The 17,760-nt window shown below is 72.4% G+C and carries 17 protein-coding genes; 7 read left to right on the forward strand and 10 right to left on the reverse strand.

Annotated features, from left to right (window positions below; genetic code table 11):
- Window positions 1–39: 39 nt before the first annotated feature.
- A complete protein-coding gene (locus ACIHAR_RS33550) occupies window positions 40–762 on the reverse strand; it encodes a helix-turn-helix transcriptional regulator (protein ID WP_365463966.1) in 723 nt (240 codons plus the stop codon).
- 209 nt (window positions 763–971) lie between these two features.
- Between ACIHAR_RS33550 and ACIHAR_RS33555 the strand changes: the two genes are divergently transcribed.
- Window positions 972–1,106, forward strand: a complete 135-nt coding sequence (locus ACIHAR_RS33555) for a hypothetical protein (RefSeq protein WP_400023008.1) — start codon at window positions 972–974, stop codon at window positions 1,104–1,106.
- A gap of 3 nt (window positions 1,107–1,109) precedes the next feature.
- On the opposite strand, the gene ACIHAR_RS33560 is transcribed toward ACIHAR_RS33555, so the two are convergent.
- A complete protein-coding gene (locus ACIHAR_RS33560; RefSeq protein ID WP_365463961.1) occupies window positions 1,110–1,808 on the reverse strand; it encodes a response regulator in 699 nt (232 codons plus the stop codon).
- Window positions 1,805–3,454: an ATP-binding protein gene (locus tag ACIHAR_RS33565; RefSeq protein WP_400023009.1), complete on the reverse strand. Its 1,650-nt coding sequence runs from the start codon at window positions 3,452–3,454 to the stop codon at window positions 1,805–1,807. Before ACIHAR_RS33565 ends, ACIHAR_RS33560 begins: the two co-directional genes overlap by 4 nt.
- Before the next feature lie 121 nt (window positions 3,455–3,575).
- On the opposite strand from ACIHAR_RS33565, the gene ACIHAR_RS33570 reads away from it, so the two are divergent.
- Window positions 3,576–5,009 (forward strand): cation:dicarboxylate symporter family transporter, encoded by a 1,434-nt coding sequence (locus ACIHAR_RS33570; RefSeq protein WP_365464186.1) that lies wholly within the window; start codon window positions 3,576–3,578, stop codon window positions 5,007–5,009.
- 293 nt (window positions 5,010–5,302) lie between these two features.
- On the opposite strand, the gene ACIHAR_RS33575 is transcribed toward ACIHAR_RS33570, so the two are convergent.
- Together ACIHAR_RS33575 and ACIHAR_RS33580 are read right to left on the reverse strand one after the other, a co-directional pair.
- Window positions 5,303–5,659 carry a DUF805 domain-containing protein gene (locus ACIHAR_RS33575; protein ID WP_400023010.1) on the reverse strand — a complete coding sequence of 119 codons (357 nt, stop codon included), beginning with the start codon at window positions 5,657–5,659 and terminating at the stop codon, window positions 5,303–5,305.
- Window positions 5,660–5,739: 80 nt separating this feature from the next.
- Window positions 5,740–6,381: a TetR/AcrR family transcriptional regulator gene (locus tag ACIHAR_RS33580; protein WP_400023011.1), complete on the reverse strand. Its 642-nt coding sequence runs from the start codon at window positions 6,379–6,381 to the stop codon at window positions 5,740–5,742.
- A gap of 415 nt (window positions 6,382–6,796) precedes the next feature.
- On the opposite strand from ACIHAR_RS33580, the gene ACIHAR_RS33585 reads away from it, so the two are divergent.
- Window positions 6,797–7,285, forward strand: a complete 489-nt coding sequence (locus tag ACIHAR_RS33585) for a hypothetical protein (protein ID WP_400023012.1) — start codon at window positions 6,797–6,799, stop codon at window positions 7,283–7,285.
- A gap of 27 nt (window positions 7,286–7,312) precedes the next feature.
- Here ACIHAR_RS33585 and ACIHAR_RS33590 read toward each other — a convergent pair whose 3' ends face one another.
- Both ACIHAR_RS33590 and ACIHAR_RS33595 read right to left on the reverse strand, forming a co-directional pair.
- The gene (locus ACIHAR_RS33590; protein ID WP_400023013.1) at window positions 7,313–8,221 is read right to left on the reverse strand and encodes an aldo/keto reductase; all 909 of its coding nucleotides are present in this window, start codon (window positions 8,219–8,221) and stop codon (window positions 7,313–7,315) included.
- Window positions 8,214–9,155, reverse strand: coding sequence for an NAD-dependent epimerase/dehydratase family protein (locus ACIHAR_RS33595; protein ID WP_400023014.1), 942 nt, complete (start codon window positions 9,153–9,155; stop codon window positions 8,214–8,216). Before ACIHAR_RS33595 ends, ACIHAR_RS33590 begins: the two co-directional genes overlap by 8 nt.
- Before the next feature lie 45 nt (window positions 9,156–9,200).
- Between ACIHAR_RS33595 and ACIHAR_RS33600 the strand changes: the two genes are divergently transcribed.
- From ACIHAR_RS33600 to ACIHAR_RS33615, 4 genes are all read left to right on the forward strand, one after another.
- Window positions 9,201–9,710 carry an Lrp/AsnC family transcriptional regulator gene (locus tag ACIHAR_RS33600; RefSeq protein WP_400023015.1) on the forward strand — a complete coding sequence of 170 codons (510 nt, stop codon included), beginning with the start codon at window positions 9,201–9,203 and terminating at the stop codon, window positions 9,708–9,710.
- Between the two features lie 29 nt (window positions 9,711–9,739).
- A complete protein-coding gene (locus ACIHAR_RS33605; RefSeq protein ID WP_400023016.1) occupies window positions 9,740–10,168 on the forward strand; it encodes a MerR family transcriptional regulator in 429 nt (142 codons plus the stop codon).
- Window positions 10,165–10,497: a thioredoxin domain-containing protein gene (locus ACIHAR_RS33610; RefSeq protein ID WP_365463935.1), complete on the forward strand. Its 333-nt coding sequence runs from the start codon at window positions 10,165–10,167 to the stop codon at window positions 10,495–10,497. The genes ACIHAR_RS33605 and ACIHAR_RS33610 overlap by 4 nt, the downstream gene beginning before the upstream one ends.
- Window positions 10,498–10,638: 141 nt before the next feature.
- Complete coding sequence (locus ACIHAR_RS33615) at window positions 10,639–12,900, forward strand: HelD family protein (protein WP_400023017.1); 2,262 nt, start codon at window positions 10,639–10,641, stop codon at window positions 12,898–12,900.
- Between the two features lie 238 nt (window positions 12,901–13,138).
- Here ACIHAR_RS33615 and glgB read toward each other — a convergent pair whose 3' ends face one another.
- The 3 genes from glgB to ACIHAR_RS33630 form a co-directional block, all read right to left on the reverse strand.
- Window positions 13,139–15,817: a 1,4-alpha-glucan branching enzyme gene (gene glgB / locus ACIHAR_RS33620; protein ID WP_400023018.1), complete on the reverse strand. Its 2,679-nt coding sequence runs from the start codon at window positions 15,815–15,817 to the stop codon at window positions 13,139–13,141.
- A gap of 13 nt (window positions 15,818–15,830) precedes the next feature.
- On the reverse strand, window positions 15,831–17,201 hold the full coding sequence (locus ACIHAR_RS33625) for a phosphotransferase (RefSeq protein ID WP_365463929.1): 1,371 nt from the start codon (window positions 17,199–17,201) through the stop codon (window positions 15,831–15,833).
- An 88-nt stretch (window positions 17,202–17,289) separates the two neighbouring features.
- Window positions 17,290–17,760, reverse strand: a 471-nt coding sequence (locus ACIHAR_RS33630) for an alpha-glucosidase C-terminal domain-containing protein (protein ID WP_400023020.1), incomplete at its 5' end; no start/stop codon positions are given.

A 17,760-nucleotide genomic window follows, 5' to 3' on the forward strand; every position in this document is an offset into this window, starting at 1 on the left:
TGGTCCACGCTGCGGCGGCGGTCACGGCGGCGCACGTCCTCAGGACGTGCGTGTCCCGACGGTCGTCCAGAAGTGCTCGACGATCCGGTCGAGGAAGTCCCGGCCGGTGTCGCCCGCCTCACCGGCCGCGCTGCCGTCGCCCCAGCGCAGGGTGGCGACCATGTGCCCCTGGTAGCTCTGGTGCAGTTCCTGGAGGACGGCCTCCAGCAGGCGCCGGTCCAGGGGCACGATCCTGCCGACGGGCTTGACGTACGCCTGCCAGCGGGTGCTCGCCGCGCTGCGGAGGAGGTCGGCGAGCCCGGCCTCCCGGCCGGTGACGGTGATCAGGTCGGGGAGCGTGAGCCCGAGGAGTTCGGCGAGGGCGGCGGTCTGGCGGTCGGTGCCGCGCCACTGGCCGCTCTCCTCCATGCGGACGTACGCCAGGAACTCGTGGCCGACGGTACGGGCCACGTCCTCCGGCGCCAGGCCGCGGGCGATGCGGTGTTCACGCAGCGTGCGGGGCCGGCCGATCAGGTCGGCGGGGGAGCACCACAGCGCGCCCGCGAGGGCGGTGAGTTCGGAATGGGTCGGGGTTTCCGTCCCCCGTTCCCAGGCGGCCACGAGGTCCTGTGTGACGTAGGGGAGGCCGTAGGACGTGCGCAGGTTGTGGGCCACGTGCTGGGGGGTCATGCCGAGCGCCGAGCGGAGCTTGCGGGCGGCGCGGGCGTCGAAGGGGGGTCCGGGCTGGTGGGTGTGGGACGGGGGTCGGGGCACGGGGGACACCGTAGGGGGAGCGACCCGCGGTGACTACGGGCTGTTCGGCCATAGTCACTGATTGTAGGAACGCACGGTCGTGACCGGTCGGTAAGTCGGGCGGAGTGAGGGCCGCGTGATCGGTTGCGGCAGGGGCGTGCGCAGTCGCCGCCCGCGAGTACCAGAGCGTCAAGGACGCGCAGAAGGCGCGGATCGGGTTCCGGGACAACCTGCTGAACGTGACCCTCGCCGTCGTCGCCGCCGTGGTCGCCGCCGCGGCGCGGGCCAAGCGGACGGAGATGCTGGGGGCCGTGGCGGGCCTGGGGGTGTACGTCGTGCGGTGCGCGGTGCCGTTCGGCAGTGCCGGTGAGTGACCCTCACCTCGCCGTCCCGCTCCCGGACACCCACCGGTAGACCAGTTCGGGTCGGCCCACCTGCCCGTACAACGGCCTGCGTTCCGCCGTCCCGGCCTCCACCAGGTGCTCCAGGTACCGCCGTGCGGTGATCCGCGAGATGCCCACCGCCTCGGCCACCCCCGCCGCGGTCAGTCCCTCCCCGGCCTCCCGCACGGCGCCCACGACCCGCTCCAGCGTCGGCCCGCTCAGCCCCTTCGGCAGGGCCGCAGGACCCGGGGCCCGCAACGTGGCCAGCGCCCGGTCGACCTCGTCCTGGCCGCTCGCCTCCCCGGCCGCTCCCCGGAACTCCGCGTAGCGCACCAACCGGTCCCGCAGCGTCGCGAAAGTGAACGGTTTCAGGACGTACTGGACGACGCCCAGCGACACGCCCTCCCGCACCACCGTCAGGTCCCGCGCCGACGTCACCGCTATCACGTCCGCGTGGTAGCCCGCCGCCCGCAGCGAACGCGCCAGCTGCAGTCCGTGCCCGTCCGGCAGGTGCAGGTCGAGCAGCAGCAGGTCGACCGGCGTGCGGTCGAGCAGGCGCCGCGCCTCCGCGCCCGTGTGCGCCTTCCCGACCGCGACGAACCCCGGCACCCGCCCGACGTACATCACATGCGCGTCGGCGGCCACGGGGTCGTCCTCGACGACCAGGACGCGAATCGGCTCGTCACTCGTCACGCACTGCCTCCCGACACTGGCGCGGCCGCCGACCGCAGTGGCAACCGCACCGTGAACTCCGCCCCGCCCCCCTCGGCCTCCGCGACCGACAGCGTGCCCTCGTGGCGGTGTACGGCCTGCCGTACCAGGGCCAGGCCGAGGCCCCGGCCGCCGGGGCCCGCCGGCTTGGTCGTGAAGCCCCGCTCGAAGACCTGCGAGGCGTACGCGGGATCGACTCCCGACCCCGTGTCCGCCACCCGCAGGACCAGTTCACCGCCGTCGTCGGCGCCGCCGGAGGAGCCGTCCGTCGACGCCGTCACCGTCACCCGCGCCCGCGCACTGCCCTGCGCCGCGTCCACCGCGTTGTCGATGAGGTTGCCGAGAATGGTGACCAGGTCCCGGGCGGGCAGGGACTCCGGCAGGAGCCCGTCGTCCAGGCCGCTCTCCCGCGACACCACCAGCTCCACGCCCCGTTCGTTCGCCTGGGCCGTCTTGCCCAGGAGCAGGGCCGCCAGCACCGGCTCGCTCACCGCCGCCACCACCTGGTCGGTCAGGGCCTGGGCCAGTTCCAGTTCGGCGGTCGCGAAGTCGACGGCCTCCTCCGCGCGGCCCAGTTCGATGAGCGAGACCACCGTGTGGAGACGGTTCGCCGCCTCGTGGGCCTGCGAGCGCAGGGCCTGGGTGAAACCCCGTTCCGAGTCCAGCTCGCCCATCAGCGACTGGAGTTCGGTGACGTCCCGCAGCGTCACCACCGTGCCGCGCCGCTCTCCGCCCGACACCGGGGACGTGTTCACCACCAGCACCCGGTCCGCCGTCAGGTGCACCTCGTCCACCCGCGGCTCGGAGGACAGCAGCGTGCCCGTCAGGGGAGCCGGCAGACCGAGGTCCGCGACCGAGGCGCCCACGACGTCCCCGCCCACGCCCAGCAGCTCCCGGCCGCCGTCGTTGATCAGCGCCACCCGGTACTGGCCGTCCAGCATCAGCAGGCCCTCGCGGACCGCGTGCAGGGCCGCCTGGTGGTAGTCGTGCATACGGCTGAGCTCGGCCGCGTTCATGCCGTGGGTGTGGCGGCGCAGCCGGGCGTTGATGACGTACGTGCCGACCGCGCCGAGGGCGAGGGCGCCGGCCGCGACGCCGAAGAGGGCCGTGACCTGGTCCGACACCCGCCGGCTGATCGCCTCGACCTTGATGCCCGCGCTGACCAGGCCGACGATCCGCTTGTCGTCGTCCTCGATCGGGGTCACCGCCCGGACGGACGGGCCGAGGGTGCCGGTGTAGGTCTCGGTGAACGTCCGCCCCTTCAGGGCCGGCTCGGTGTTGCCCCGGAAGTGCCGGCCGATCTCGCTCGCGTCGGGGTGGGTCCAGCGGATCCCCCGCGGGTTCATGATCGTGACGAAGTCGACCTCGGTGTCCCGCATGATCCGCAACGCGTACGGCTGGAGCTCGGCCGTCGGGTCCGACGTGTGGATCGCCTCCCGGACGGAGGGGGAGTCGGCGACCGAGCGGGCCACGGCGGTGGCCTGGCGGCGCGCCGCCTCCTCGGCCTGGCCGCGGTCGCTCACGTAGGTGAACAGCGCGTATCCGGCGACGACGACCGCTATCAGCACGGCCTGCATGGCGAAGAGCTGGCCGGCCAGGCTGCGGGGTCTCGGGACGGCGATGCGCATGTCGTCAGTGTGCCCCTGCGGTCGAGCGTGAACTAAATGAACGGAAGGGTGACCGCCCTCACACGCCGGGAGATAGTCACCGCATCCCCGAATCTCCCCGGACGTGAGCCGCACGCCGGTGATGCCGACGACGACGTCAAGGAGGGCAGCCGTGGCCGCCAGCACCACTCCCCATCCGGCACCTGCCGCACCCGCCGCCAAGCGGGACCGTACCCACTACCTGTACATCGCGGTGATCATCGCGGTCGCCCTCGGCATCGCCGTGGGCCTGATCGCACCGGACTTCGCGGTCGAGCTGAAGCCCATCGGCACCGGCTTCGTGAACCTGATCAAGATGATGATCTCGCCGATCATCTTCTGCACGATCGTGCTCGGCATCGGCTCGGTACGGAAGGCGGCCAAGGTCGGCGCCGTGGGCGGTATCGCCCTCGTCTACTTCCTGATCATGTCGCTGGTGGCGCTGGGCATCGGCCTGGTCGTCGGCAACGTCCTGGAGCCGGGCACCGGCCTCGCGATCACGGACGCCGTCAAGGAGACCGGCCAGGCGCAGGTGTCGGCGGAGGCCAAGGACACCACCGAGTTCCTGCTGGGCATCATCCCGACCACGATCGTCTCCGCCTTCACCGGCGGTGAGGTGCTCCAGACCCTGCTGATCGCGCTGCTCGCCGGCTTCGCCCTGCAGGCCATGGGCTCCGCCGGAGAGCCGATCCTGCGCGGTGTCGAGCACATCCAGCGGCTCGTCTTCCGCATCCTCGCCATGGTGATGTGGGCCGCCCCGATCGGTGCCTTCGGCGCCATCGCCGCCGTCACCGGCTCCGCCGGTCTCGACGCGCTCAAGAGCCTGGCCGTGCTGATGCTCGGCTTCTACGTCACCTGCGTGCTCTTCGTCTTCATCGTGCTCGGTGCGCTGCTCCGGGTCGTCGCCGGCCTGAACATCTTCACGCTCTTCAAGTACCTGGGCCGTGAGTTCCTGCTGATCCTGTCGACCTCCTCCTCCGAGTCCGCGCTGCCGCGCCTCATCGCGAAGATGGAGCACCTCGGTGTCAGCAAGCCCGTCGTCGGCATCACCGTCCCGACCGGCTACTCCTTCAACCTCGACGGCACCATGATCTACATGACCATGGCCTCGCTGTTCATCGCCGACGCCATGGGGACGCCGATGTCGGTCGGCGAGCAGATCCCGCTGCTGCTCTTCCTGCTGGTCGCCTCCAAGGGCGCCGCCGGTGTCACCGGCGCCGGCCTCGCGACCCTGGCGGGCGGTCTGCAGTCGCACAAGCCCGCCCTGGTGGACGGCATCGGCCTCATCGTCGGCATCGACCGCTTCATGAGCGAGGCCCGCGCCCTCACCAACTTCGCCGGCAACGCCGTCGCCACCGTCCTGATCGGCACCTGGACCAAGGAGATCGACAAGGTCCGCGTGGAGGAGGTGCTCGCCGGACGGGCGCCGTTCGACGAGAAGACCCTGCTCGACGACGGCCACGGCTCGCCGGCCCCGGCGGAGGCGGAGATGCCCGAGCAGCGCGAGGACGGCGCGAAGGCGCTCGCCAAGGCCTGACACGCCTGAAGGACATGTCCTGACCAGGCCCATCAGCCCTCACGCGGCCTGGTCGGACCCGCCCGGACTCCGGATGTCCGGCCCCGCCTGAACCGGGGCCGGACATCCGGCCAGACCCCCCACCCCCCGCGGTATCCGCCCCCGGCTCCGGGCGGCTGAGTGCTCCCCCGTAGCTCAGCCGCCCGGTTCTCCTGTTCCCGTGGGCACGGCCGCACCGCCGTGGGCGCCGGCGCACCGCCGATGTGCGTGGCCGCGCACCCCCCAGTGGGCGCCGCCGCGTCTCGGGGCCGGCGTCAGGCGAACGTCGGGGTCTCCTTCGGATTCGGCCCGTACCTGTTCTGGCCCGGAGTGCCCTCGGTGGCCGTGAAGATCAGCATGGCGATGGTGCCGACGCAGGGCACCATCGCGATCAGGGACCACCACCCGGAGCGGTCCGTGTCGTGCAGGCGGCGTACCGTGACGGCGAGGGCGGGCAGCAGGATCACGAGGGTGAACCCGATGGAGAACGCCTCGTTGCCGACGAACTCGTCCGCGAACAGCATCGCCAGGTAGATCAGCGAGCTGATCAGGGTGAACATCCAGTACTCCATGCGACGGGCCCGCCCGCGGAAGACCAGACTCTTCCTGAGTACGAGGATGAACCAGCTCAATGTGTCCCCCCAGGGATCGATCGGCGCACCTGAAGACGATCAGGGCAGGCGCAGAACGTATGGGGGTGAGCGTGTACTCGTCAATCGAGTTCCGGGGGCGTCGCGTGGCCGTCCACCCTCGCCACCAGCGCGACGGCCAGATGGGCGGGCACGCCCGACGCGGTCAGGACGGTGACCGCGGCCGAGCGGCCGGCCGCGCGCGGGTCCAGCAGGTCGTCGTTCACGGCCTCCATCAGCGCGACGAGGATCTGCTCGTGGACGGACGCCAGGGCCGGCGCCGGCAGGGGTGAGACGAAGGCGCCCTCGTCGAGCCCGCGCCGGAGCAGCCGGACCTTGTTCTCGCGGACCGGGGCGAGCCGCTCCGTGATGCCCGGCAGGGCGACCGTGCGCTGGGCCGGCGCGACCAGCAGCCGGTAGCGGTCGGCGACGTCCCAGACCGCGAGCACCGAGCGGGCCAGCGCCTCCGCCGGGTTCGCGACGACCTCGCGGCCCGTAGTGTCGGCGGTCGCCAGGGCCGCCACCGCCTCGTCGGCCAGCGTGCCGATCAGCGCCTCGCGGCTGGGGAAGTGCCCGTACACCGTGCGGCGCACGACGCCGGCGGCGCCGGCGATCCGGTCCATGGACGCGTCGGGGTCGCGCAGCAACTCGGCGAGGGCCACGTCGAGGATGCGGCGGCGGTTGGCGTCGGCGCGACTGGTGCTGCCCGGGCTCATGCCGGCCATTCTGCCCGTCCCCCTTCGAGGGCCCGCTCCTCTCGCGACGCTTCGCATCCCGCCCGGAGGTCCCGCCGGCGGGGTGGCGTCCGCGGAACCCGCCACCCACGACGGCAACGGCATCACCTTCGGCCGGCCGCAGAACCACAGGGACGCCGGCGGCGACCATCGCGACTCGGCGTGCGTGGCGACGTCTGCCTCTTCAGCAGGGGCGGGACGACCGTCGGCGACACCTACGTGACGGGCTGCGATCCGGACTTCTCGACCAAGGAGCGCCTGCGGCACGAACGCGTGCACGTGGAACAGTGGGACGATCTGGGCCTCAGGATGGCGTGGGACTACTTCCAGGAAGGGACAGGACCGACCCCTGCACGAACAGCTTCGAGGTCGAGGCGGACCTCGGCGACGGTGGCTACTCCTGCCCATGAGAAGGCCCGCACTCGCCCTGGTGACGGCGCTCGCCGCGATCGCCGTCACCGCCGGCTGCCACACGCAGGCGCCGAACCCTCCGGGCTTCGGGTACGCCCGGAGCCCGGAGGGCGGTCTCGTGGTCGCGTATCCGGTCTGCCCGGGGACCACCGTCTCGGGAGCGGAGGTCTACGCGGACGACGACGACTTCACGACCTTGTGGAAGGCCGGCGGCCCGCGGTCGCCGGAGGTGGCGCAGGGCCTCTTCGAGGTCGGCAGCGACGCCGGCTTCGCCCGAGAGGAAGTGCCGCTGCGCGGTGAACTGCCGGAGGGCTTCCACGTGTCCGTCTTCGAGAAGGCCGGCGGCAAGGAGGACGACGGGCGTGACGGCTGGATCGACCTCTCCCGGCTGGACGGCGCCCGGCTCGGGGAGGGCGAGTTCATGACCCACACGGGAAAGGTGAGGACCCGGGCGGACATCGACGCCCAGCTGACATGCGCCTGACGGAGGCAGCGGGCACGGCATGACGGCTCACGCCTGAAGCGCCCGACCCCGCTCCACGGTCCTGTCCAGCCGCGCCGACTCCTCCCGCGACAGCGTGAGGTCCGCCGCCCCCGCCGAGTCACGTGCCGTCTGCGGACGGCTCGCACCCGGGATCGGGATCACCGTCGGGGAGCGGTTCAGGTGCCAGGCCAGGCAGACCTGCTGAGGGCTCAGCCCGCGTTCGCGGGCGATCTCGTGGAAGGCGGCGAAGCGCCGCCCTCCCTCCAGCCGGGACGGCCCGTCCAGGGAGCTGCGGGAGATGCCGCCCAGGGGACTCCACGGGAGGAACGCCAGCCCCAGCTCGGCGCAGAGCCGCAGCTCGGCCTCGCTGTCGCCGACGGCGGGGGAGTACCGGTTCTGCACCGAGACCAGCCGGTCGCCGAGGATCGCGTGGGCCCGGCGGATCTGGTCCGCGTCCGTGTTGGAGACGCCGGCCAGCCGGATCTTGCCCTCGTCGAGCAGGTCCCGCAGCGCGCCCACCGACTCCTCGAACGGCACTGCCGGGTCCGGCTTGTGGAGCTGGTAGAGACCGATCGCCTCGACACCGAGCCGCTTGAGGGAGGCCTCGGCGGCGGCCTTCAGATGCCGGGGGTCGCCGTCGACCGTCCAGTCCTCGCCGGCCGGTCTGCCCCGGCCTCCCTTGGTCGCCACCAGTACCCGGTCCGTGGCACCGCCGTAGGTGGCGAGGGCGCGGGCCACCAGGCGTTCGTTGTGGCCGGGTTCCCCGCCCGGCAGGTGGTAGGAGTCGGCCGTGTCCAGCAGCGTCACGCCCGCGTCCAGCGCCGCGTGGATCGTGGCGAGGGCGCGGGCCTCGTCGGGGCGGCCCTCGATGGACAGCGGCATCGCGCCGAGCCCGATCGCGCTCACCCGCAGGTCCCCGAGGGGGCGCTCACGCATGCCGGTCCTCCTTTCCCAGCGTTTCGACGACGGCCCGGCCCAGCCACTGCCGTGCGTTGCCGAAGGTGAAACCGAGCTTCGTGGCACGGGAGTTGTCCATGGGGTACGAGCGGCGGAAGGCGAACGGCGAGACCTCGCCGACCTCCACCTCCTGGAAGACCGTCCTGCCGTCGGAGACGTGCGCGGCCACCGCCTCGCACAGCTCCTCGGTGCTCAGCGGACGGTGGGAGGCGGCGTTGACGGGCCCGGTGAAGGTCTCGCCGGCCGCCCAGAACAGGAAGTCGGCGATCTCCTCGACATGGATGTACGTCGCCGGATGGTTCGGGGAGGGAACGGCGATCGGCTCGCCGGTGCGGACGCGCTCCGCGTAGTGGGCCAGCCGGCCCGTGAAGTCGTCCGCCCCGCCCAGCACGTGGGCCACCCGCACCGACACGTACGGGAAGCCCGCGGCGCCGGCCGCCGCGAACACCGCCTCCGCCTGCCGCTTGCCCTCGCCGTAGTGGGCGTCCAGGAACTCCGGGTCGTGCCAGGGGAGGCCGAGGTCGACGGCCACGGACGACGGGTCGACGTCGCTCTCGCGCACGGGGGCGATGGAGTCCTCGTACTCGTACACCTCCACCGTGGACGTCATCACGTAGCGGCGGGTGCGTCCGGTGAAGACGCGCAGGGCGGTGGCCGCCTGGCGGGGGGTGTAGCAGACCTGGTCGATCACGACGTCGAAGGTGCGGGAGCCGAGGGCCGTGGTCAGCGCGTCCTCGTCGTCGCGGTCGGCGACGAGCTGCACGGCGCCGGGGGGTGGCGGGGACGATCCGCGGTTGAGGACCGTGACCCGGTCTCCGGCGGCCACCAGCCGGGCGATGAGCCGCTTGCCGAAATAGCGGTTGCCGCCGATGACCAGGACGTCTCGCGCCTCTGCCGCTCCTGTCTTGTTCATGACCATAATTCTCCCGGCGAATCCGCAGGTCCTGAAGGGGGAACCATGGGAGTTACGGCAGCCACGCCAAAAGAAGCACGGCGTCCACGCGCCACCGCCGACGAAACGTCGGTGGCCTTCGACGCGGTGGACCGGCGGATCCTCGCACTGCTGCAGACCGACGGCCGGATCAAGCTCAGCGAGCTGGGCCGCAGGGTCCGGCTGAGCCCCGCGGCGGTCACCGAGCGGGTGCGGCGGCTGGAGACCGCGGGCGTGATCACCGGTTACGGCGCCCGCGTCGTCCCGGCCCGGCTCGGCTACGGCATCCAGGCGTTCGTCCGGGTGAATCCGCACGGCGGGTACAACCTGAAGCACCCCAGGACGCTGGAGCTGATGGAACGTCCCGAGATCACCGAGGTGCACCACGTGGTCGGTGAGGACTGCTGGATCCTGAAGGTCGCCGTCACGGACACGGTCCACCTCGAGGAGGTCCTCGAGGAGATCTCGGCGCTGGGGCGCACGACGACCTCGATCGTGCTCACCTCGCCGGTGGAACGGAAACCGCTCTTGCCCTGACGTCGGCGTCAACCCTTACGTTCGTACGCATGCGAATCGGCGAGCTGGCCGCACGGGCCGGGACCACGACGCGGGCGCTGCGGTACTACGAGTCGCGGGGGCTGCTGCCCGCGCGGCGCGACGAGCTGGGTCATCGTGCCTACGACGAGCGGGATCTGCGGTTGTTGCAGCAGATCAGGACGTTGCGGGACTTCGGGTTCGACCTGGAGGAGACCCGGCCCTTCGTGGAGTGCCTGCGCGCCGGGCATCCGGAGGGCGACTCCTGCCCGGCGTCGCTCGCGGTGTACCGGCGCAAGCTGGACGAGCTGGACGCGCTCATCGGGGAGCTGCGGGCGGTCCGGGAGAAGGTCGCCGGTCAGCTCGCCCGGGCCGAGCGGGCGCGGGACGAGCTGGGTGCCGAGGCGCTGGTTCCGGGGGGTCCGGAACCCCTGTGCGAGCTGGGAGGGCGGCAACGGTGACGAAGACGGCAGGAGTCCCTGAGGTCACTGACGACGATTTCGGGGCGGAGGTGCTGGGCGCGGAACTGCCGGTGCTGGTGGAGTTCACCGCCGACTGGTGCCCGCCCTGCCGGCAGATGGCGCCGGTTCTCGGCGCGCTCGCCGCGGAGGAGGGCGAGCGGCTGAAGGTGGTGCAGTTGAACGTGGACCACAACCCGGCGACGACCAACCACTACAAGGTGCTGTCGATGCCGACCTTCATGGTCTTCCGCGGCGGTGAGCCGGTGAAGGCGATGGTGGGGGCGCGGCCGAAGCGCCGGCTGCTGGAGGAGCTCTCCGACGTGCTCTGAACACCTCGCGCGCAGGTAAAAGAAATCCCCCGGGCAATTGCGCCCGGGGGATTTCTCTGCGTATATTTAATGGTTCGCGACTTGAATTCGACGAGTCGCGGAAAAGTTCAGTGAGCACAGTATATCCGGGCGGGAGTGGAATTGTCAAACAACGGTTTGCCGGACAGCGAATTGCGCCGTGAACAGGAATTCATCGATGGCCTGTACGCCCGCGTCGACGCCCTGCGCGGCGACGCCGAGGTGTCCGTCACCGATGCCCTCGCCCAAGGCGACACGCCCATGCAGGCCCGCCTGGAGCGGGACATCCTGGTCGCCGAACGCTCGGGGCTGCTCGCCGCGCTGAACGCCGTGGACGGCTCCCTCTGCTTCGGCCGGATCGACCTGTCCTCCGGAGTGAGCCACCACATCGGCCGGATCGGCCTGCGCCGGGACGACCCCGAGCGCACGCCCGTCCTCGTCGACTGGCGGGCCGACGTCGCCCGGCCCTTCTACCTCGCGACCGGCCACACCCCGATGGGCCTGCGCCGCCGCCGGCACATCTCCACCGAGGGCCGGCGGGTCACCGCCCTGCACGACGAGTTCCTCGACGTCGGCGACGCCACCCGCACCGGGTACGAGGATCCGGCCGGCGACGACGTCCTGCTCGCCGCCCTCAACTCCGCGCGCACCGGTCGCATGAGCGACATCGTGCAGACCATCCAGGCCGAGCAGGACGAGATCATCCGCGCCCCCCACCGCGGGGTGCTGGTCGTCGAGGGCGGGCCGGGCACCGGCAAGACGGCGGTCGCCCTGCACCGCGCCGCCTACCTCCTCTACGAGCACCGCGAACTGCTCGCCCGGCGGGCCGTCCTGATCGTCGGCCCCAACCCCGCCTTCCTCGGCTACATCGGCGAGGTGCTGCCCTCCCTGGGCGAGACGGGCGTGCTGCTCGCGACCGTCGGCGAGCTGTACCCGGGCGTGCGGGCGACGGCCACGGACACGCCCGAGGCGGCCGCCGTGAAGGGCCGCGCCGACATGGCCGACGTGCTCGCCGCCGTCGTACGCGACCGGCAGGCGCTGCCCGACCCGGTGATCGCGGTCGAGCACGACCGTGAGGTCCTGATGCTCGACGACGGACTCGTCGGCGTCGCCCGCGAGCGCACCCGCGCCGCGAAGCTGCCGCACAACGCGGCCCGTGAGCACTTCGAGGGCCACATCCTCAACACGCTCACCGAGCTGTACGCCGAGCGCGTCGGCACCGACCCCTACGACGGCTCCAACCTGCTCGACCCCAGCGACATCACGCAGATCCGCGACGACCTCGCCGAGAACCCCGACGTCTGGGCGGCCATCGACCGGCTGTGGCCGGTGCTCACCCCGCGGCGCGTGATCGCCGACTTCCTCGCCCACCCCGAGGGCTACGTCTCCGACGAGGACGCGGCCGCCATCCGCCGCCCGGTGACCCGGGCCTGGACCGTGGCGGACGTGCCGCTGCTCGACGAGGCCGCCGAACTCCTCGGCGAGGACGACCGCATGGCGCGGGCACGGGCCGAGCGGGAGCGGGAGCGGGAGATCGCCTACGCGCAGGGCGTGCTCGACGTGTCGTACGCCTCGCGCACCTACGAGTTCGAGGACAAGGAGGACAGCGATCCGGACGGCAGCGAGGTCCTCTCCGCGCACGACATCATCGACGCCGAGCGGTTCGCCGAGCGGCAGGAGGAGAACGACCACCGCAGCGCCGCCGAGCGGGCGGCGGCCGACCGGACCTGGGCGTTCGGGCACATCGTCGTCGACGAGGCGCAGGAGCTGTCGCCGATGGCCTGGCGGCTGCTGATGCGGCGCAGCCCGACCCGCTCGATGACCCTGGTCGGCGACCCGGCGCAGACGGCGGAGGCGGCCGGCGTCGGCTCCTGGTCGAAGATCCTCGAGCCGTACGTCCAGGACCGCTGGGAGCACACCCGCCTCGGCGTGAACTACCGCACCCCGGCCGAGATCATGGACGTCGCCGCGGCCGTCGTCCGCGCCGAGCACCCGGACTTCGTCCCGCCCCGCTCGGTGCGCTCCACCGGCGCGCGGCCCTGGGCACGCGCCACCGACGACCTGCCCGGCGCGGTCGCCAAGGCGGTCGGGGAGCTGACCCCCGCCGAGGGCCGGCTCGCGGTGATCGCCCCGCGCGCGCTGCACCGGCGGCTGGCCGCCCGGCTGGACGGCGTCACCGCGGACGCCGAACCCGACCTCACGCACACGGTCGTCCTCGTCGACCCCCGCCAGTCCAAGGGGCTGGAGTTCGACTCCGTGCTCGTGGTCGAACCGGCCGAGTACGGCACCAGCGACCTCTACGTCGCCCTGACCCGGGCCACGCAGCGGCTGGGCGTGGTGCACACGAAGGCACTGCCGAAGGCGCTGGCGGAGGCCCTTTCGTAACCCGGGGCCGCCCAGGCGCCGGCCGCTGCCGCAGGGGTGTCGCCTCCGCCGTCCCGTCCCGTCCCCGGGGACTCCGCCCCCGGACCCCCGCCCTTCGCCCACCCACCACCCGACTCGCTCGGGAGATGGGTGAGCGAACCCGGCGGGCCGGCGTTCGAGGCCGAGGCCCGTCAGGCCGAAGCGGGGACCTGGGCGGCAGCCCAGGGCAGGGACGGGCACGGGCGGCGGGGCGGAAGCGCTACGCCGGGCGCAGCCACACCGTCGCCAGTGGGGGCAGGGTCAGCCGGATGCTCGCCGGGCGTCCGTGCCAGCCCTGGGCCTCCGGCTTGACCGGGTGGGGTTGGCAGACGCCGCTGCCGCCGTACCGTTCGGAGTCGGTGTTGAGGACCTCCAGCCAGGCGGGGACGTCGTCCGGGACGCCGATGCGGTAGTCGTGGCGGACGACCGGGGAGAAGTGGGAGACGGCGAGCAGGGGGGCGCCGTCGGCGTCGTACCGCAGGAAGGCCAGGACGTTGTCGTCGGCCGCGTCGCCCACCACCCACTGGAAGCCGTCGGAGGCGGTGTCCCGTTCCCAGAGGGCGGGGGTCGACCGGTAGACGGCGTTGAGGTCGCGGACCAGGTCCCGTACGCCCCGGTGGTCGGCCTCGGCGCCGTAGGCGGGGTCGAGGAGCCACCAGTCGGGGCCGTGCGCCTCCGACCACTCGGCGCCCTGCGCGAACTCCTGCCCCATGAACAGGAGTTGCTTGCCGGGGTGCGCCCACATGAAGCCCAGGTAGGCGCGGAGGTCGGCGCGCCGCTGCCACCAGTCGCCCGGCATCTTCGACACCAGGGAACGCTTGCCGTGGACGACCTCGTCGTGGGAGATCGGCAGGACGTAGTTCTCGCTGTAGGCGTACACCATCGAGAAGGTCATCTCGTGGTGGTGGTACTTGCGGTGCACGGGCTCCTTGCCGATGTACTGCAGCGAGTCGTGCATCCAGCCCATGTTCCACTTCAGGCCGAAACCGAGACCGCCGAAGCCGCTCGGCCCCCGGTGGTGGGTGGCCCGGGTGACGCCGTCCCAGGCCGTCGACTCCTCGGCGATCGTCACCACACCCGGGCACCGGCGGTACACGGTGGCGTTCATCTCCTGGAGGAAGGCCACCGCGTCCAGGTTCTCCCGGCCGCCGTGCTCGTTCGGCGTCCACTGGCCCGGCTCGCGCGAGTAGTCGAGGTAGAGCATCGAGGCGACGGCGTCGACGCGCAGACCGTCGATGTGGAACTCCTCGCACCAGTACACCGCGTTGGCCACGAGGAAGTTGCGCACCTCCCGCCGCCCGAAGTCGAACTCCAGGGTCCCCCAGTCCGGATGCGCGGCCCGCAGCGGATCCTCGTGCTCGTACAGCGGGCGGCCGTCGAACTCGGCCAGCGCCCAGTCGTCGCGCGGGAAGTGCGCCGGCACCCAGTCCATCAGCACACCGATCCCGGCCCGGTGCAGGGCGTCCACCAGGTACTTGAAGTCGTCCGGCGTGCCGAGCCGGGCCGTCGGCGCGTAGAAGCCGGTCACCTGGTAGCCCCAGGAGCCGCCGAAGGGGTGCTCGGCGATCGGCATCAGCTCGACATGGGTGAAACCCAGGTCCCTGACGTACGCGGGGAGCTGCTCGGCCAGCTGCCGGTACGTCAGTCCCGGTCGCCAGGACGGAAGGTGCACCTCGTACACCGAGAACGGCGACTCGTGGACGGGCCGCTCCGCCCGGCGGGCCAGCCACTCCTCGTCGCCCCACTCGTAGTGCGAGGCGTGCACGACCGACGAGGTGGCCGGCGGGGCCTCCGTACGGCGGGCCAGCGGGTCGGCGCGCAGGGTGTGCGAACCGTCGGGGCGGGTGATGTCGAACTTGTACAGCTCGCCCTCCCCGATGCCCGGCACGAACAGCTCCCACACCCCGGAGGAGCCCAGCGAGCGCATCGGGTACCCGGTGCCGTCCCAGAAGTTGAAGGTGCCGGCCAGCCGCACCCCGCGCGCGTTCGGCGCCCACACCGAGAAGCTGGTGCCGGTCACGCCCTGGTGGGTCGTCGGGTGCGCGCCGAGCACCGTCCACAGCTGCTCGTGCCGTCCCTCGCCGATCAGGTGGAGGTCCAGCTCGCCCAGCGTGGGCAGGAAGCGGTACGCGTCCTCGGTCTCCTGGACCGTTCCCTCGTACGCCACGAGGAGGCGGTAGGCCGGTACCTCCTGGAGGGGCAGCAGCCCGGAGAAGAAGCCGTCGCCGTCGTCATGGAGGTCGGCGCGCAGATCGCCGCAGACGACGGTGACGGACAGGGCGTAGGGGCGGAAGGCGCGGAACACGATCCCGCCGGGCGCCGGGTGCGCGCCGAGCACCCCGTGCGGATCGTGGTGGGTGCCCCGCAGCAGACGCTCGCGGTCGGCGGCGTCCAGGGCGGGGGAGAGGGCGACGACCAGGGGCTCGACGGCGGGCTCGTGCGCCGGATCCCGCGGGGCGGTGGCCTTCTTGGCCGGGGCCTTCGCGGCGGCCGTCCCGGCAGCGGCTTTCCGGCCCGGAGTCTTCTTGGCGGCGGCCTTCTGACCGGGGATCCTCGCGGCGGCGGGCTTCTTCGCCGCCGTCTTCCCGGCGGTGGCCTTCCCGGCGGCCGGGACCTTTTCGGCGGCCTTCTGCGCCGGGACCTTGGCGGCGGCGGCCTTCGCCGGCGGGACCTTCTTCGCCGCGGCCTTCGCCACCGCGGCCTTCTTCGCGGCGGACGTCTCGACGGCCGCCTTCTTGGCGGCGGTCTTCTTCGCCACGGCCTTCTCGGCCGTCGCCTTCTGGGCCACCACCTTCTTGGCCGCCGCTGTCTTCTTCCCCGCCGCCTTCTTCGCCACCGCTTTCCTTGCGGCAGCCTGCTTCTTCGGGATCGAACCGTCGGACGGGGGACTGGGAGTCACGGGCGAAGCCTCCTCAGAGCTGGTCGGATGCGGCGAGCCTGCGGATCGCGGACAGCGGGACGGGGAGCCAGTCGGGGCGGTGCCGGGCCTCGTAGACGACCTCGTACACGGCCTTGTCCGTCTCGTAGGCCCGCAGCAGTACGGGATCGGTGCGCGGGTCGGCGCCGGACACCTCGGCGTAGCCGGAGCAGTACGCCGCCCGGCACGCCTCGGCCCAGCCCGGCGCGGGCGGGGTGGCCGAGTGGGCGGCGTAGTCGAAGGACCGCAGCATGCCCGCCACGTCCCGGACCGTCGGCTGCGGCATCCTGCGCTCGGCCAGCGGCCGGGCCGGCTCGCCCTCGAAGTCGATCAGGGCCCACTCCCCGGAGGGGGCCCGCAGACACTGCCCGAGGTGCAGGTCGCCGTGGACGCGCTGGGCGGTCCAGGTGTGCCCCTCGGCCGCGAGGTCGGCCAGCGCCGTGAAGGCGGTGCGCAGGGCGGGCGCGTAGGGAAGCAGCGCGGGGACTGCCTGCGCGGCCGCGTCGAGGCGCTCGACCATGCCGTCCACCAGCGGCCCCAGCTGGGCGTACCCGAGGGTCGCCGTGGGCAGCGCGCGGGCGAGCGCGGTGTGGACCTCGGCGGTGGCCCGCCCCAGCGCCCGCGCCTCGGCGCCGAAGTCCTCCCCCTTCGCCAGCTCCCGCAGCGCCAGCTCCCAGCCGTCCGCCGCGCCCTGCACGAACGGCTGGAGCACGCCCAGGACGTACGACTGCCCGTCGAGCTCGGCGTGCATCCACGCCGTCGGCGCCGGCACCCGGGGGCAGCCCTCGCGGGCCAGCGCCAGCGGCAGCTCCAGGTCCGGATTGACGCCGGGCACGACCCGGCGCAGCAGCTTCAGGATGAACGTATCTCCGTAGACCACCGACGAGTTCGACTGCTCGGACGTCAGACGGCGGGGTATCAGACCCGCGCGTATCTCCTGCGCCGGGTCCCGCTCGCAGCGCAGCACGCCGATCCGGGCGCGGGTCCGCAGCGCCTCCAGGAGCAGCTCGGCGGGCCGGGTGTCGTACAGGGCGTCGTACACCGTGCGACCGGCGAGCGGGCCGTCCGGCACACGGCCGATCATCGCGGGCGCCAGCCGGGGCGGCAGCGCCTCGCGTACGCCGATCAGAAGCTGGTAGCAGTCGCCCGGCGAGGCCGGCTGGTGTGCGCGCACCAGCAGGTGGAACAGGCCCAGCCGGGATTCGGCGGGCAGCAGCTCGGTGGCCGCCACCAGCGAGAACCCGGTGACCGGACTCCCCTTGCCGGCGAACCAGCGCTGCCGTGGCAGCCACTCCCGCAACAGGGGCGTCAACGACGCGAGGAGGAGGGGGCTCGTCCTGCCGGAAAGTGTGACCGTGTCCGCCATGGCGTCACATTCCTTTCCCCGGGGAGGGTCGGGGTGCTACTGATGCGTGCCCCGGGCGGGGCAGTGGAAACCGCCCCGCCGCAGGGTTCTAGGCGGCGTCCCGGCGGAGCCGGAACCAGTAGAAGCCGTGCCCCGCGAGAGTGAGCAGGTACGGCAGCTCGCCGACGGCGGGGAAGCGGACGCCGCCGAAGAGCTCGACCGGATAACGCCCCTTGAAGCGGCGCAGGTCGAGCTCGGTGGGCTGGGCGAAGCGCGAGAAGTTGTGGACGCACAGGACCAGGTCGTCCTCGTATTCGCGGAGGAAGGCGAGGACGGCCGGGTTGGAGGAGGACAGCTCGGTGTAGGAGCCGAGTCCGAAGGCGGGGTTCTGCTTGCGGATCTCGATCATGCGCCGCGTCCAGTGCAGCAGCGAGGACGGCGAGGCCATCGACGCCTCGACGTTGGTGACCTGGTAGCCGTAGACCGGGTCCATGATGGTCGGCAGGAACAGCCGGCCGGGGTCGCTGGAGGAGAAGCCCGCGTTGCGGTCGGGTGTCCACTGCATGGGGGTGCGGACGGC

Origin of the sequence: Streptomyces sp. NPDC052016 (genome assembly GCF_044548445.1) — a bacterium.
Lineage (GTDB): Bacteria > Actinomycetota > Actinomycetes > Streptomycetales > Streptomycetaceae > Streptomyces.